The 15,641-nt window shown below is 37.9% G+C and carries 17 protein-coding genes; 7 read left to right on the top strand and 10 right to left on the bottom strand.

Features of this window, described 5'->3' with window-relative positions; all coding sequences use genetic code 11:
- Positions 1-87 precede the first annotated feature (87 nt).
- Positions 88-1,692, top strand: a complete 1,605-nt coding sequence (locus CIL05_RS18090; protein ID WP_095656942.1) for a catalase — start codon at positions 88-90, stop codon at positions 1,690-1,692.
- A gap of 94 nt (positions 1,693-1,786) precedes the next feature.
- Here CIL05_RS18090 and CIL05_RS18085 read toward each other — a convergent pair whose 3' ends face one another.
- Positions 1,787-2,089: a heme biosynthesis protein HemY gene (locus CIL05_RS18085; protein WP_095656941.1), complete on the bottom strand. Its 303-nt coding sequence runs from the start codon at positions 2,087-2,089 to the stop codon at positions 1,787-1,789.
- A gap of 190 nt (positions 2,090-2,279) precedes the next feature.
- Here CIL05_RS18085 and CIL05_RS18080 point away from each other — a divergent pair, with 190 nt between their 5' ends.
- The gene (locus CIL05_RS18080) at positions 2,280-2,942 is read left to right on the top strand and encodes a GntR family transcriptional regulator (protein WP_095656940.1); all 663 of its coding nucleotides are present in this window, start codon (positions 2,280-2,282) and stop codon (positions 2,940-2,942) included.
- Between the two features lie 57 nt (positions 2,943-2,999).
- On the opposite strand, the gene CIL05_RS18075 is transcribed toward CIL05_RS18080, so the two are convergent.
- The gene (locus tag CIL05_RS18075; protein WP_095656939.1) at positions 3,000-3,779 is read right to left on the bottom strand and encodes a carbon-nitrogen family hydrolase; all 780 of its coding nucleotides are present in this window, start codon (positions 3,777-3,779) and stop codon (positions 3,000-3,002) included.
- A gap of 129 nt (positions 3,780-3,908) precedes the next feature.
- Between CIL05_RS18075 and CIL05_RS18070 the strand changes: the two genes are divergently transcribed.
- From CIL05_RS18070 to CIL05_RS18050, 5 genes are all read left to right on the top strand, one after another.
- Positions 3,909-5,078: a pyridoxal phosphate-dependent aminotransferase gene (locus tag CIL05_RS18070; protein WP_095656938.1), complete on the top strand. Its 1,170-nt coding sequence runs from the start codon at positions 3,909-3,911 to the stop codon at positions 5,076-5,078.
- A gap of 180 nt (positions 5,079-5,258) precedes the next feature.
- The gene (locus CIL05_RS18065; protein WP_095656937.1) at positions 5,259-5,636 is read left to right on the top strand and encodes a GntR family transcriptional regulator; all 378 of its coding nucleotides are present in this window, start codon (positions 5,259-5,261) and stop codon (positions 5,634-5,636) included.
- Positions 5,633-6,505, top strand: a complete 873-nt coding sequence (locus CIL05_RS18060; protein WP_095656936.1) for an ATP-binding cassette domain-containing protein — start codon at positions 5,633-5,635, stop codon at positions 6,503-6,505. Before CIL05_RS18065 ends, CIL05_RS18060 begins: the two co-directional genes overlap by 4 nt.
- A gap of 1 nt (position 6,506) precedes the next feature.
- Positions 6,507-7,298, top strand: coding sequence for a hypothetical protein (locus tag CIL05_RS18055; RefSeq protein ID WP_095656935.1), 792 nt, complete (start codon positions 6,507-6,509; stop codon positions 7,296-7,298).
- A gap of 21 nt (positions 7,299-7,319) precedes the next feature.
- On the top strand, positions 7,320-7,514 hold the full coding sequence (locus CIL05_RS18050; RefSeq protein ID WP_095656934.1) for a hypothetical protein: 195 nt from the start codon (positions 7,320-7,322) through the stop codon (positions 7,512-7,514).
- Between the two features lie 121 nt (positions 7,515-7,635).
- Here CIL05_RS18050 and CIL05_RS18045 read toward each other — a convergent pair whose 3' ends face one another.
- The 8 genes from CIL05_RS18045 to CIL05_RS18010 all read right to left on the bottom strand — a co-directional run bounded on the left by CIL05_RS18045 (position 7,636) and on the right by CIL05_RS18010 (position 15,588).
- A complete protein-coding gene (locus CIL05_RS18045) occupies positions 7,636-8,358 on the bottom strand; it encodes an EcsC family protein (RefSeq protein WP_095656933.1) in 723 nt (240 codons plus the stop codon).
- A gap of 101 nt (positions 8,359-8,459) precedes the next feature.
- Positions 8,460-8,912: a nucleoside deaminase gene (locus CIL05_RS18040; RefSeq protein ID WP_095656932.1), complete on the bottom strand. Its 453-nt coding sequence runs from the start codon at positions 8,910-8,912 to the stop codon at positions 8,460-8,462.
- 85 nt (positions 8,913-8,997) lie between these two features.
- Entirely contained in the window at positions 8,998-9,606 is a 609-nt protein-coding gene (locus CIL05_RS18035) for a DedA family protein (RefSeq protein ID WP_095656931.1), read from the bottom strand.
- A 152-nt stretch (positions 9,607-9,758) separates the two neighbouring features.
- Positions 9,759-11,495, bottom strand: coding sequence for an ABC transporter ATP-binding protein (locus CIL05_RS18030; protein WP_095656930.1), 1,737 nt, complete (start codon positions 11,493-11,495; stop codon positions 9,759-9,761).
- A 192-nt stretch (positions 11,496-11,687) separates the two neighbouring features.
- Positions 11,688-12,266, bottom strand: coding sequence for a Uma2 family endonuclease (locus tag CIL05_RS18025; RefSeq protein WP_095656929.1), 579 nt, complete (start codon positions 12,264-12,266; stop codon positions 11,688-11,690).
- A gap of 96 nt (positions 12,267-12,362) precedes the next feature.
- Positions 12,363-12,977, bottom strand: a complete 615-nt coding sequence (locus CIL05_RS18020) for a DedA family protein (RefSeq protein ID WP_095656928.1) — start codon at positions 12,975-12,977, stop codon at positions 12,363-12,365.
- Between the two features lie 148 nt (positions 12,978-13,125).
- Positions 13,126-13,923: a VCBS repeat-containing protein gene (locus CIL05_RS18015; protein ID WP_095656927.1), complete on the bottom strand. Its 798-nt coding sequence runs from the start codon at positions 13,921-13,923 to the stop codon at positions 13,126-13,128.
- A gap of 54 nt (positions 13,924-13,977) precedes the next feature.
- Entirely contained in the window at positions 13,978-15,588 is a 1,611-nt protein-coding gene (locus tag CIL05_RS18010) for an ABC transporter permease (RefSeq protein ID WP_095656926.1), read from the bottom strand.
- Positions 15,589-15,641: the final 53 nt, after the last annotated feature.

Here is a 15,641-nt window from a genome sequence, read left to right as displayed (position 1 = left end):
TTTTGCTCTAATTGGGCACACTTAAACATAGCGGAAAAAAACCTTAGAGTTTTATGCTCAAAAATAATAAATAAAGGATGGTAGTGAATGACCAAGGATCAACCAAATAGCAAAAAGACCGAAACACACATAGAAAACGAAGACACATTAACCACCAGGCAAGGACAACCGGTTACAAACAATCAGAACTTAAGAACAGTTGGTAACCGTGGTCCGGCAATGCTGGAAAACTATGACTACATCGAAAAGATCAGCCACTTTGATCGGGAGAAAGTACCTGAGCGCATCGTACATGCACGTGGTGCTGGTGCACATGGTTATTTTGAGACATATGGAACAGTCGGTGATGAACCCGTGTCAACATATACACGGGCTAAACTTTTTCAGGAAAAAGGCAAGCAGACTCCTGTTTTCGTCCGTTTTTCAACAGTTGTACATGGGACGCATTCACCGGAAACACTTCGGGATCCACGTGGATTTGCGGTTAAATTTTACACAGAGGATGGCAACTGGGATTTAGTTGGAAACAATATAAAAATCTTTTTTATCCGTGATGCCATGAAGTTCCCTGATATGATTCATGCATTTAGACCGGATCCTGTGACAAATATACAGGATAGTGAGCGTTTTTTTGACTTTTGTTCGAATTCACCAGAATCCTTCCATATGGTTACATTTATTTATTCTCCTTGGGGGATTCCTGCAAATTATCGGATGATGCAGGGATCTGGTGTGAACGCATATAAATGGGTGAACAAGGATGGTAAAGCAGTGCTGGTAAAATACCACTGGGAGCCGAAACAAGGTATCAAAAATCTGACAGTTAAAGAGGCAAATGAGATTCAGGCAACTAATTTCAACCATGCCACACAGGATTTATACGAAGCTATTGAGGCTGGTGATTACCCGGAATGGGAGTTGTTTGTACAAATTATGGAGGACGGCCCACATCCGGAACTTGATTTTGATCCACTTGACGATACAAAATTATGGCCTGAAGATCAGTTCCCATGGCTACCGGTTGGAAAATTGACCTTAAATAAAAATCCGGAAAATTACTTTACAGAGGTTGAGCAATCTGCTTTTGGAACGGGTGTACTTGTCGATGGGCTTGATTTCTCAGATGACAAGATGCTTCAGGGACGGACATTTTCGTATTCTGACACACAGCGATATCGTGGAGGTGCGAACTATTTGCAAATCCCAATCAATGCAGCCAAAAAGCGTGTAGCAACAAACCAGGAAGGCGGGCAACAACGCCACGAAAATGATAAAGCACCTGGGCAAAATCCACATGTAAACTACGAACCATCTATTTTAGGTGGGTTAAAAGAAGCAGAACAGCTCGGAAAAGAACACACACCAAAGATTGAAGGAAACCTTGTACGTGAATCGATTGATCGAGATGATAATACAAAGCAGGCTGGAGAAACCTTTCGCATGTTTGAAGACTGGGAGAGGGATGAATTAATTTCCAATCTTGTTGGAGATATTTCACAATGTGACCAGAGAATTCAAGATAAAATGATTGCACTTGCTGAGGAAGCAGACGAAGAATACGGTCGCCGCTTAAGAGAAGGATTGGAAAGTGCAGGAAAAGATGGTACAAGCAAAAACCCACTCGGAAATAAAGATGCTGAAAAGGCACCAGAACAAGCTGTCGATAAAGGGCATGACGCAGAACCTTACTAGAAAGCACTTTAAAGTGATAAAGACTTTCCCATTAGAAACACTCAAAAATAAGCCCCTTTCAGAGTTGCTGAAGGGGGCATTACTTTTGGACATTTTAGTGGTGATGCCCTTTGCTTATAGAAGGATTTGTAATATACATTTCTTCTTTCGGCACGTAAAAATATTGAATCCATACACCATCTAAAAAGCCGTCATCTTTTTCAAGAATAATATCAATATCCTTATCTGTTTTGACAACTTCATCATTTTCTGTAGGAGTGTCTAATTTTATATCATAGTGTGCATGATCTCCGTGAAGATGTGTTACATAAACACGAATCATTTTCCCTTCTGCCTCATTACTTTCCAGCATCTTTTTTAACACTTTTGCTGCATTTCGATTTATTTTACATTTCATTATGGCATATCTCCTATCCAAGCTATTCATTATATATTGTTCCAGTTTTTAATTCGATTTGCAAATTCCACAAATTGAGGATGGGAAAAATCCCCTCTGCGCAATATATTGCATATATGAATGTGCCGGATTTTATAGTATACTATTACATAGATTATACCTATCAATACGTATGAAAGGGTGAAGTGAAATGCCAATACCAGCTGATCACTCAAAACCAATCCGAAAGTCCGCAAAGGAAAGCGCATTCAACCAACTGCAGCAGTGGATTATAGATGGGACATTGCAGCCGAATGAAAAATTAAATGATACAGAACTTGCTCAAGCCTTGGGTGTTAGCAGAACTCCCGTGCGTGAATCCCTACAGCTTCTTGAAGTACAGGGTTTTGTAAAAATGTATCCGGGTAAAGCAACACAAGTTACAGAGGTGGAAAAAGAATCCATTAAAGATCTGCTCCCACCATTAGCAGCATTGCAAGCTTTATCCGCTGAACTGGCCATCCCAAATCTAACGGATGAAGTAATTAGTATGCTTGAAAATACGAATGAACGATTTGCAGATGCAATTCATTCAGAAAATTATTATTCAGCCTTAAAAATCGATGAGGAATTTCATCAAATCATCGTCAATACTGCAAACAACCAATATATTCATTCAATGCTTGCATCACTGCAGGCACATGTCAGAAGATTATTTTTTCACAACTCGATTGTTTTAACCAAAAAATCCATCGATGAGCATACTGCAATTATTAAATTAATGAAAAATGGGGAGCCATCAGATGCATCAACCATCATGAAGGGAAATTGGCTAAGGGCAATTGAAGAATTCCGTTCATTAAACACAAAATAAAAAAAGGGCTGCCCGCCATATTACCGAACTAATACGGCAGGGACGGCCACCAAATTTCTATTTATACAAATCTTCTCTACGATCCTGAAAAACAGGAATCCTTTTCCGAACTTCCTCTACTTCCTGTAATTGTAAATCTATTATTCCGATCGTTTCCTTATTTTCTCCAATCCAAATAACTTCACCCCAAGGAGCAATAACCATGGACTGACCATTAAATGTATTATTCGGATCTTCTCCAACACGATTTACCCCTATGACGAAGCATTGATTTTCAATCGCTCTTGCCTGTAATAGTATTCGCCAATGATCAATTCTCGCTGCCGGCCACTGTGCGGGAACAAACAACAGATTAGCACCCTCCAGCACATGCTTCCTAAGCCATTCAGGAAAACGAATATCATAGCAAATCACTCCACCCATTTGGACATTATCCAATGAGAATACATGGAGTTGATTCCCCTGTTGTAAATAGTGATGTTCATCCATCAGCTTAAATAAATGTGCTTTATCATACGATGAAATTATTTCCCCATGTTTATTTACCACATACATTGTGTTAAAAAATTCATTTCCTTTCCTAGTTGAAACAGATCCTCCAATTATATGAATGCCTAATTCCTTTGATAATCTGGTAAATAATTCTTTCGTTCTTTTCCCCTCAACATCCGCTATTTCCTCCAGACGAGCTAAATCATAGCCTGTATTCCACATCTCGGGAAGAACAACAATGTTTGCACCTTGCGCGGCCGCTTCTGTAATTTTTTCTTCTACTCGCGGAAAATTTTTATCTGGTTCCCCATAGCATACATCAATCTGTACAGCTGCGATTTTCATTCCCCCACCACCTTTGGATATTTTTATTAATACAATTTAATCTTATATTGTATTATACTTTATATTGAGATAAGTTTATACTTTCCAAATCTGCTAACTATTTATATATTACTTAAGGAGGTTATTACAATGGTCTTTTCTGATCGGTTAAAAAATCTACCCCCACAATTTTTCGCTTCTCTCGCTCTAAAGGTTGCCTATGCAGTCAATGAGGGTCGAGATGTGATTAACCTGGGGCAAGGAAATCCAGATCAACCAACACCATTACATATCGTAAAAGCTCTGCAAAAAGCTGTCGAAAATCCTGAAACACATAAATATTCTCCTTTCCGGGGAACTGACGAGCTAAGACAGGCTGCCAGTGACTTTTATAAACAGCAATATGATGTAACAATTGATCCTAAAACAGAAGTAGCTATTTTATTTGGAGCAAAAGCAGGACTTGTTGAATTGCCACTCGCCTTAATGAATGAAGATGAATTAATGCTCTTACCTGACCCTGGCTATCCTGACTATTTATCAGGAGCTGGTCTCGCAAACGTAAACTATGAAACAATGCCTTTGTCAGCTGAAAATAACTATCTCCCTGACTATGGGAATCTTACAGAAGAACATAAGCGGCTGGCAAAATTAATCTATTTAAATTATCCAAATAACCCAACTGGTGCAACAGCTTCATTGGAATTTTTTGAGGAAACGATTGAACTAGCAAAGGAATCCGATATAAAAGTTGTTCATGACTTCGCATATGGAGCAATTGGATTTGATGGAAAGAAACCGGTTAGCTATATGCAGGCTAAAGGCGCAAAGGAGAATGGCATTGAGCTTTACACAATGTCTAAGACATACAATATGGCAGGCTGGCGGGTTGGATTTGCTGTTGGAAATAAACATATGATTGAAGCAATTAATTTGATACAGGATCACCTTTATGTAGGTTTATTTCCTGCTGTGCAGCATGCAGCAGCTGTTGCATTGACTGCTGACCAATCATGTGTTGATGATCTTGTGAAACTTTATGAACAGCGCCGGGAGGTTTTAATCGCTGAATGTAAGCGAATTGGATGGGATGTCACTGCACCAGGCGGATCATTTTTCTCCTGGCTTCCAGTTCCCGAGGGGTATACAAGTGAAGGATTTACCGAGTTTCTTTTGGAAAAGGCAGATGTTGCAGTTGCCGCAGGAAATGGCTTCGGAAAACACGGAGAAGGCTATGTGCGTGTTGGTCTTTTAGTAGATGAGAAAAGGATCAAAGAAGCCATTTCACGTATTGAAAAACTTTCTATTTTTACGAGATAGGAAATCATACTATGCTAAGAATAATATTAAAGGTCTGGAAGGGGCTTAATCCTTTCAGATCTTTTTTTTTACTAAATTCAATTGACAAAATCCAAATCATCTATTATGGTTATACATATGAGTATATAACCATGTAACTGTATATGTATAAAATCAAAATAAGCAGGGTGGTGATTCCCGTTGAGTAAACTATTTAATAATGACAAACCTATATTCATACAAGTACGGGAAAAAATTGAAGATCAAATTGTAAATGACCAACTGAAAGAAAAAGATCAGGCGCCCTCCACAAATCAACTGGTCAACTTTTATAAAATCAATCATGCCACTGTATCAAAGGGAGTAAGCCAGTTAGTCGATGAAGGAATACTTTATAAAAAACGAGGTGTTGGCATGTTTGTCGCAGAAGGTGCAAAAGAAAAACTGATGCAACAACGAAAGGACGCATTTGTTGATGATTATGTTATTGGATTGGTGCAGGAAGCCAATAAACTAAGAATATCGGAAACGGAAATATTTGAGTTAATTAAAAAGGTAAAAGGACGTGATTTAACATGACAATTGATGTAGATGTTCGCAACTTATCCCTAAAATATAACGATTTTGAAGCACTAAAAAATATTTCCTTTCATCTCGAAAGCGGGAAAATTCATGGAATTCTTGGGCGAAATGGTGCAGGGAAAACCTCTCTTCTTTCATTATTGGCCTCTTTTCGAGAGTCCTCAGAAGGCTCTGTAAAAATGGATGGAGAAAAGCCATTTGAAAATGCAAATATCATGCAAAAAGTTACATTTATCTATGAGAAGGATTATAAAGATGAAACGGAAAAGGTGAAAGGTATGCTTGAAGCAGTCGAAAGGTATCGACCTGATTTCGATACGAATTATGCCGATCATCTCGTAAAAATATTTAAGCTTCCATTGGAAAAGCCGGTGAATAAGCTTTCAAAGGGAATGCAATCTGCACTTAATGTGACGATGGGATTAGCTTCCAGGTCACCACTAACCATTTTTGATGAAGCCTACCTTGGCATGGATGCACCTACCCGGGAAATTTTTTATAAAGAATTGCTGGCAGATCAATCCGAACATCCACGGACGATTATTTTATCAACACACCTTGTATCAGAAATGGATTATTTATTTGATGAAGTCATTATTATTGATAAAGGAGCACTTGTCCTTCAGGAAGAATATGAAACATTGGCTTCCAGAGGGGCTTCCATAACTGGGGTAACTAATTTAGTTGATGACTTTGTCAGTGGGATGCATCAATTGAGTGAACAAAAGCTTGGTGGTACAAAATCAGTGATGGTTTATGGTGACATTAGTGACAAACAAAGAAATGAAGCACAGCAAAAAGGATTAGAAGTTGGTCCTATTTCCCTTCAAGATCTATTCATTCATTTAACAAGGGAGGAAGCGTAAGATGAAACAAAAAAGTATTTTTCCTAAAGTTGCCGTTGATTTGTTTTTTGTACAGCTAACCTGGTCAGTTTGGTTTATTGGTTTTGTTTTATTGGCACATATTGTCATGATCACTGTTTCCTTAAATACCGGTAGTGCATTAGGAGACTATTTACTTTTTTCGCATAGCTCTGCCAAAATTTATATGCTGGTCATTGGTATTATCTCCGCCTATGCTTTTCTGACATTCTATGTAAATCATGGTGTTACTCGAAAAGATTATTTTAGAGGTTCTGCACTTGCTGCTGTGGGAGTTGCTATTGCAATTTCCTTAATCGCAACACTGCTATCCGGATTAGAATATATGATTATTGAAATGACCAATTTGCCAGTTACACTTGATCGTTCACTTGCAGATGGCAGTATTGAAAGTTCCGATAACAGCATCAGCATTGTATTACCAAAAGAAATTATTAGTTCATCAATCTTGGTTCACTCGAGCAGCTGGTTCGTGTCCATGCTCATGTATAGCTTAAATATTCTTAGCCTCTATGTTATTGGTTGGTTGATTGGTGCGGGCTATTACAGATTTGGATGGGTCATCGGTTTTGGATTTATCGCCATTGCCCTTGTATCCATCGTTATTGGAGATTTACTTTGGGGAACTGAATTAGGTGAGCCATTATCCAATTGGTTGCCTTTTGACTCGATTAGTTTGTCACTTTGGGGATCAGTAGCAGGTTCTATTGTTTTAATCGGAATTATTTTAAGCTTTATACGCATCATTACGCGTAGAGTTACAATTAAAATGTAATGTAAAGCAAAGGAGAATAAGGTGAATTTTTTTAAGAAGCTATTTGATTGGATGCTAGTCATCGGACTGGTACTATTGCTGGGACGAATTATTACTGCGGTGTTTTTATTTTTGGATATTCCGTTTACAACCTTTTTCAAAGACTACAGTCTGATTTCGCTTGTTATTTTAATCATTGGCGTGATTGGGCTGCAAGTTATAAAGGATAAAAAATAACTCCTTTTTGTATTTTGCACTGCTGCAACTACCATATTTAACCAATGAAAAAGTGAATAATATGATTTAAAAACCATCCGATGTGAGATATTATCAATCAGCACAATGGATGGTTTTTCATTTAATAATCACGTGGTGATACAGTTAAAAACCTTAAACGATAGGCATTAAGTGCCGTATCCCCAAGTGTATCCATAAGATTATGGTTTGCATATGCTCCCACAATTGCACCAAACCCTGGAATCAATTGCAGCATTTTTATCAGATCAATATAGTCACGGTATTCCTGCTGAAAAACACGCCAATCCATATCGACTAGTTTCCCCTTTTCATCTTCCCAATTTTCAATGATATAAAAGGTATCTTTCCGTTTTTCATCACTTGAAAAAGCAAGCTGGAACACATGAAGAATGAAGAGGCGTTCCTCGTATTCATTCGTATCATATCCGTAAACCGCTGCCGCTTCGAATAGGAATTTCATTTTAATTGATAAAAGTAACGGGAAATCTGCTAGTCCGAGAAATATTCCTCCCGCACCTGTTCCAGCTCCTTCAATTACTGCAGTTTTCCTATAAGAAGCAAGCTTTTCCTTAAGAAGTTCATCCCGCTTGTAAAGACTCATTCCAGCATATTGCTGCTTCTTCGTAGTAATATTCGAGCCAACCAATGTGGCTTTCACCATATTTTTAATACTATCTGTAATGATTTTATGGGCCTTCTCAGGGATCATCCCATTTATTTTTGTTTGTGCCTTCTTTGATAATTGATTAAACAAACCTGCTTTTTTTAGAACTTTATTCCGCCAGGCATGTATTTCTTCATATACTTTCATCTCATATTCCATATTCAAACCATCCTCTTATTATCCTATACTTAAGTATACGATTTATTCAGGAAAAAGATTCAGTTTTGGCTTGATATGATCATCTTGCGTCCCTCTTTTTTCTATGTTCGTTCATTCCATAGTCTCATTGGATTTACATGCTTTTCATCTAATGGAATTTGTTTCATAGAAATTTTCCGTTTTGTCTTTTCTTTTTGCAAATCAGCATATATGTCCTTTGATTTGCCTAATCCCACTGCTACTGCATCGTCAACAGATGCACAGTAATAAATCTTTTCAATTCCTGCAAAATACATCGATGTTAAGCACATCGGACAAGGCTCTCCACTGGCATACATGATATAACCTGATAAATCATTCGTTTGAAATTTCTCTTGAGCACGGCGAATGGCCAACAGCTCAGCATGGCCGCTAACATCATATTTTTTATGAAGCTCATTAACACCCTCAGCTATGATATTATTATCCTTCACAAGCACCGCACCAAATGGCTGCCCGCCGTCACGAACATTATCTGCTGCTAATTCTACTGCCCGTTCCATAAATTCATCCATCAAAAACCCTCCCAATAATACTGTCTACTGTTATTCTAAGACATTCACACCTTCCCCACAAACAAAAACAGCGCCCCACCCTAACTCATTTTGGTGAATCGCCTGCTGTTTTTGTTTCGTCCTTAGATTTCTTATATTTTTTCACAATGTAGAACAACCCGATAAGTATCACAATAAAGGCTGCAGCATATCCATAAATGCTTTGATCCTTGAAAAATTGCTTTATCGCTGTGAAATTCCCGTTAAAATAATCTCCCAGAAACATCATGATAAAAGACCATGGGTAAATACCGATAAAAGTCAGAAGAAAATACTTTAGGGGATTCACCTTACTTAAACCAGCAACATAAGAAATATAATTTCCAATACCAAAGGGGCGTGATATTGCGATACTCCATACGCCATACCGATTAAAATAAGACTGTCCTTTTTCCAATCCCTTTTTTATTCTTTTAGGTAAATGTCCTCCCAGTTTTGATGCTAAAAAGAATGGGATAAGACTCGCAATACTATAAAAAATACTCATTCCTATAGAGATGAGAGCAATACTCAATAAGCCTGGTGAAAGGAGATAACCAAATGAAAGCACGATAACTACACCGGGAAAAGGGATGGACAACCCTTCCAAAAACATTGCCAAAAATAACCCAGGAAGACCAAGTGCACGAAGCCATTCCAAAATTTGCTGAATCAATGAATGTTCACTTCTTTCCAGCTTTAATTTTTATCTAATTGCTTCCAAAAACCAGTTTTCATAAGTTATTTTCTCTCACCAATTTCTTTCTATACGCTGCACCCTTTAAACCAAAAATAGTCCTGAATTGATTTTGAGGACTCTATTTTCATTCAAGTTAATTGTTGTTCAGCAAATTCACGATACAATGCATGATTATGAGTCAATTCCTGATGGGTTCCCATTCCTGTCACTTTTCCTTTTTCGATAAAAATAATTTTATCTGCATCAACAATTGTTGATAACCTGTGGGCAATGACGAAAGTGGTGCGCCCTTCCATTAACCGGGTAAGTGCTTGCTGGACAACCATTTCAGACTGGCTGTCAAGGCTTGCTGTTGCTTCATCCATCATAAGGATTTTAGGATCCCTAAGGAACGCACGTGCAATATTGATCCGCTGGCGTTGTCCACCTGACAGCTTTACACCACGCTCCCCAACTTCCGTGTCCAACCCTTCTGAAAAATTAATAATGAATTGATCGGCATATGCCATTTTTGCTACATTCCATAGATCTTCATCTGGAATTTCTTTCGAATCACTTAAGCCATAGGTTAAGTTTTTCCGAATAGTTCCGGCCATCATCGCACTTTCCTGAGAAACATAGCCAATCTGACTGCGCCAGGATTTCATAGATAACTCTTTTATCGGTGTGTCACCAATAAGAATCTCTCCTGCAGTAGGCTCATAATAACGTTCAAGCAAACCAAACATCGTCGTTTTCCCACCACCACTTGGGCCCGCAAAGGCAATCATTTCTCCTGCTTGGGCAGTAAAGGAAATACTTTCAAGTACAGACTCTTCATCATTATAGGCAAATGATACATCGCCTACTTGAATGGATTGATTGGAAATATCCTTTTCGATACCTTCTTTGCCTGTTTCCTCTTTTACGTCCAATATCTCGATAATGCGCTCGGTTGCACCTTTTCCTTTCTGTAATTCCGTAAAGAACATCGCAAAAGATGTAACAGGATAAATGATCTGGAACAAGTACAGCAGAAATGCAACAAGGGAACCGGTTGACATCGACCCCTCTGCAACACGGATTCCTCCATATCCAATAATAATAACAATCACAAGCATCATGATCGTATACATAAAAGGACCAATCAGGGCGAAAATTTTTGCCTCTTTTAAACCATACTCATACATTTTCCGAATGCCTTTTAATCCTTTGGCTTCTTCAAATTCCTCAGCTGTAGAGGATTTCATTAAGCGGGCTTCACCTAATGTTTGTTGAATTTCCCCAGTAAAGGTGGCTGTTTGATCCTGAAGCCCCTTAGATATTTTTGCCATCCTGCTTCCAAGCGGCATCATAACCAGAAAAGTCACTGGTACGGCTATTATCATTAATAATGTCATTTTCCAGTCCATAATTAATAAGATAACCAGCGCCCCAACAATTGTGATCAATCCTGTTATAAACTGAGGAAATTGCTGTGAAATTAAGTTCTTTACAATACCAGTATCATTTACAACTCTACTCACGGATTCCCCGCTTGCATGTTTGTCAAAATAGCTTACTGGCAAACGAATAAGCTTAAACCACATCATTTCTCTAAGTCTTGCAACAATTTTCTGTCCTACCGCTGAAAGTAAATAAGTTGATACCCCGTCTACTATCGCTTGTAAAATAAATACTACAAAAATGATAATGATAAGTGTGGTGCTTAATGCTTCTACGGAAAATCCATCTACCAATTCTTTAGTAAGTAATGGTATAGAAAGACCGACAAGCATTGTAATGATACTACCGATTAATCCAAATGTTAGAGCCATTTTTGGAATATTTGTTGATAGAACCAATGAAATAAATGGTTTTAATCCTTGTTTTTGTTGTTTTCCCATTATATTCTCCTGTCATTTGTATTCCTAAGTGAAGAACTTATTTATCCATTCTAATGTACATATTTATTAGTTCTGCGTCCATCTTGATGTTCTTTCATTGCCCAGTGAAATTAATCTCTTACCATGTAATTCCCACCACCAAAAAAGCTGCACGACCTTTTTGTCACACAGCTTTACTAAAGTGAATGCCTATTAAAATGAAAAGACCAGTTTCAAATCAATTTTCAAATCTTCAAAAATAGTGATCTTTACCTGATCTTCATCTGAGTAGAGATTCGGCCTGCCGTATCCCTGATTTTCCTGAAGTGTAAACACACTAACAATCTTTTCCTGAGGTTCTATAATCCAGTACTCTTTAACACCAGCCTGCTCATATTTATTGAACTTCTCGATCTTATCTTTCCTGGCAGTTGAAGGCGAAATAATCTCCATTACTAAATCAGGGCTGCCTTTGCAACCAGCATCATCTAATTTCGACTTATCACAAACAATCGTTATATCAGGTTCAAATACATTTTGACTATCTTCTTCATCAGTATTTTCCCCCTCAGGGTCTAATACAACTTGAAAGGGTGCTGGATAAACCTTGCATTCCTTTCCATCCAAAAAATCACCAACTTGACGAACTAATCCTAATAGAATTTCCTGGTGAATCCTAGAAGGAGCAGCCTGTAAATATGGAGTACCATCAATAATCTCCGCTCTTACATCCTCGGGCCATGATAAATAATCGGCATACGTATATATTCGGTCCTCTTTCAGAAATGACATTTAAATCACCCCATCTGAAAATTTATTGGCTCTATTATACCACTATAAGAATACATGGGACACAAACTCTGAAGTCAATCATCCTAAATAAAACATTCATTTATTCTTCAATATCCTCTTTCTCACATACAAAACAACAAACACTATTGCCAACAGTCCCAGCACTGCATAAGCCACATCTGAATAAATTTCCATGTAGCCTACAATTGTTTCCCAGGAACCCCCTACTGCTGCACCGAGATTTACTAATACCACATTCCAAATTAAAGTTCCAAGTATTGTCAACAATAGAAAAGTGACAAAGTTCATTCGTGACATACCTGCAGGCAAAGAGATTAAGCTTCTGATTACCGGGATAAAGCGACAGAAAAATACTGTCCATACACCATACTTATCAAACCATTTATCTGCTTTATAGATATCTTTTTTGGTTAGTCTTAAAATATGTCCATACTTCTCAACAATTCTCTCCATTTTGTTTACGTCAAGAAGAAGCCCAATTCCATATAGAATAATTGCTCCAAATACTGATCCCGCTGTCGAAACTACTACGACTCCCAATATTCCTAGATTTGATTGGGTGGTCATAAATCCTCCAAACGTTAAAATAACCTCTGATGGAATAGGCGGGAATAAATTCTCCAGTGTTATTAACAGGAAAATACCGAAATAACCAAACTGCTCCATAATTTGTGTAATCCAATTTTCCATAGTTACTCCCCTTATATTTCCTATATCATTATCTATAATGTATGATGAAAATCCTTCCTAATGATAACATGTATTTTTTAATATATATCAAAAAAGCAATTCTTGATCAAACGTTTGATCAAGAATTGCCTTAGATATAATCTTCCCTTTATTCTCCTAGCTCCAGCTTCTTCTTCAATTTCAAAAGCTGCTCATTATCCGGATCCAATGTCAGCCCTTTTTCTATTGACAAAACCGCTTCCTGCAGCAAATTTGCCTTCACTTGCGCATCTGCTAGTGCATACCAATAATACCAGGCATCCATTTTCGATATCTTTTCTTCATAAAATGCTTTTATTTTTGGATAGTACATCATGAACATTTTATCATCCTGAATAAATTTGGTTCCATTCCATTTTAAAACTTCAACTGTATAAGCATCACAGCAAAAGCGCTGCCAGACCGCTAAATATGTTTGTTTTCCCTCGTTAAGTGTTTCCAGTTTATGATAAGGGATAGTGTCATTTAATTTATGCAAAGAACCGTTCTGCCATTGAAAAATTTCTAATTCATTGCCTGCAGAAGCCCCAATCATCCAGCCAATCAGATATTCCTTAGCTCCATTGCCATCCATATCTTCTAAACCAGAATAATGTATATCAAAGCCCTCTCCCGTTACCTCCCAAACCTTTTTCCATTGGCCACTTTCTTTTTTCAGAACCATTGCTTTTAATTGATCTTTCTCCTTGAAGGTTACGATCAATTCGGCCTGTCCATCACTATCAAAATCATATCGCTGAATTGCTTTCGTACCTACAGGTTCCTCAGCCTTCACCAGCTCTGAGTTTACTGGCAGAAAATCCTTTACAATTTCATCAGGATCCTTCTGCCTTTCAGCAGCATGAACCTCAATAGTTGAGCAGATGAATACTGTTAACAAAATAATTATAAAGCGAATCATTTTCAACAAACACTCCTCCTGAAATTTGATTGCTTTTATTATTCTCTTAAAACAGCACAATCATCCTTCGATATCTCTTCTGTTATAGCCCAAAAAACCAGCAAATGTTAGTATTACTGCAATGATTATAAGTACAGTAATTTTCATAAAATCCATTTCTTCAACAGGAATTTGCGGGATATGTTCATATACTGAAAGATTGTTAACCCATTCCGGGAAATCAAGTATTCCATTAAGATAGATGACAACAAATCCATATACTACATAAAACCAGACAAATCCTGTTGCTTTTGGAATAAGCCCTATCATTAAAACAGCAAGCCCAACTACAACCCACATAGCTGGCAAATATATAAACGCTGATTTAAAAATTGTTCCCAGTGTTAATCCTTCTTCCATAACTGTAGCCGCTGCAGACCATAAACCAATCGCTGTCAGTAGCTGCATCATAATACTTACAACTATCGCTAACAGAAAATACCCACCAAGCAACCGCGTCCGTGATAATGCACGGCTATACAAATATTCCGTACGGTTTTTATTTTCTTCCCCTTTTAGTTTCAACACAGTCATTACTGCAGGAATCGTGCCGATTAGTGACATAATCGCCATTAATAATACGATAAACTGTTCTGTCATTGTGTAACCTTGTTCTTCTGTCAAAAACGCTTGCATGAATTCAATATCTGCAAAATAAGTTTCCAGGTCGCCCAAAATGGAGCCAAATGCAGCACCTAATGCAAACAGGCCGATTCCCCATGAAATGATATTAGTAAGCTGCAATCGTAATGTAAGACCAATTGGAGTTTGCAGGAATGATGAAGCGTATTTTCTTCCACCCCGAGCCGGTATAAAACCGGAACCCAGATCACGAATTGATTTTAAATAGAAAACTATAATTATAATTACGCCACTTAAAACAAGTGACAGGAAAACTGACCACCAATCATCTTCAGCAAATACATCCGTTCTTACCGTCCAGCCCAATGGTGAAAAAAGCGATATCGATTCATTGCTCACATCGCCAACTGCACGAATAAGATATGCCACAATTAATACAGCAAATGAAAGCATTGTAGTTCCTCTTGAAGTTTCTGCAAGCTGTGCAAAAATTGCTGTGAACCCACCGAAAACTAAGCCGGTTGCACCTAAAATGGCACCATATAAAAATGAACTTTCTGGGTTAATACCCTCTATTCCCAATACTGACAATCCCAGTCCAATTAAAAGAGTCAGTACCACATTTACAGCTATCAGTATAATTATTGCAGCACTTACATAGGAAAGCCGACCAACCGGAAGCGCATGAATCATTTCCGTACGTCCATCTTCTTCATCTGCCCGGGTACTTCTACCGACAAGTAAAATACTCATAATCGCAACTGCAATTGCTGTAAAGAGCAGCATTTCATGTGCAAATAATGTTCCTATTGAATTTAAATAATCCTGTCCTTCATACCCTGAACCAAGCATTGCAACCATGGCAGGATTATCCATTGTAAGCGAAAATGCCTGTTTAGACTTCTCATCTGTATACATATCCGGATATGCCGTCGCAACCGATAATGTAATTAGTATTAATCCAAGCAGCCAAATAAGTATTTTGAAGCGCTGCTGCCTTAAAAGCAGCCCTGTTAATTTACCTGTTCCTTTAAATAAATGAATGTTCACAATAAACAACCTCCAAACCACATCAAAAAGGGGAACCGCCCCCAACCACTTCA

The organism is Virgibacillus profundi, assembly GCF_002287375.1.
GTDB lineage: Bacteria > Bacillota > Bacilli > Bacillales > Amphibacillaceae > Virgibacillus_K > Virgibacillus_K profundi.
Note: the sequence above shows the minus strand (reverse complement) of the source record. Positions and strands in the feature narration are given on the sequence as shown.

Coding starts and splice junctions, on each gene's coding strand:
- CIL05_RS18060 (WP_095656936.1), top strand. CDS start 5,633: ATGACAATTGATGTAGATGTTCGCAACTTATCCCTAAAATATAACGAT.
- CIL05_RS18070 (WP_095656938.1), top strand. CDS start 3,909: ATGGTCTTTTCTGATCGGTTAAAAAATCTACCCCCACAATTTTTCGCT.
- CIL05_RS18085 (WP_095656941.1), bottom strand. CDS start 2,089: ATGAAATGTAAAATAAATCGAAATGCAGCAAAAGTGTTAAAAAAGATG.
- CIL05_RS18030 (WP_095656930.1), bottom strand. CDS start 11,495: ATGGGAAAACAACAAAAACAAGGATTAAAACCATTTATTTCATTGGTT.
- CIL05_RS18045 (WP_095656933.1), bottom strand. CDS start 8,358: ATGGAATATGAGATGAAAGTATATGAAGAAATACATGCCTGGCGGAAT.
- CIL05_RS18025 (WP_095656929.1), bottom strand. CDS start 12,266: ATGTCATTTCTGAAAGAGGACCGAATATATACGTATGCCGATTATTTA.
- CIL05_RS18090 (WP_095656942.1), top strand. CDS start 88: ATGACCAAGGATCAACCAAATAGCAAAAAGACCGAAACACACATAGAA.
- CIL05_RS18040 (WP_095656932.1), bottom strand. CDS start 8,912: ATGGATGAATTTATGGAACGGGCAGTAGAATTAGCAGCAGATAATGTT.
- CIL05_RS18080 (WP_095656940.1), top strand. CDS start 2,280: ATGCCAATACCAGCTGATCACTCAAAACCAATCCGAAAGTCCGCAAAG.
- CIL05_RS18075 (WP_095656939.1), bottom strand. CDS start 3,779: ATGAAAATCGCAGCTGTACAGATTGATGTATGCTATGGGGAACCAGAT.
- CIL05_RS18055 (WP_095656935.1), top strand. CDS start 6,507: ATGAAACAAAAAAGTATTTTTCCTAAAGTTGCCGTTGATTTGTTTTTT.
- CIL05_RS18020 (WP_095656928.1), bottom strand. CDS start 12,977: ATGGAAAATTGGATTACACAAATTATGGAGCAGTTTGGTTATTTCGGT.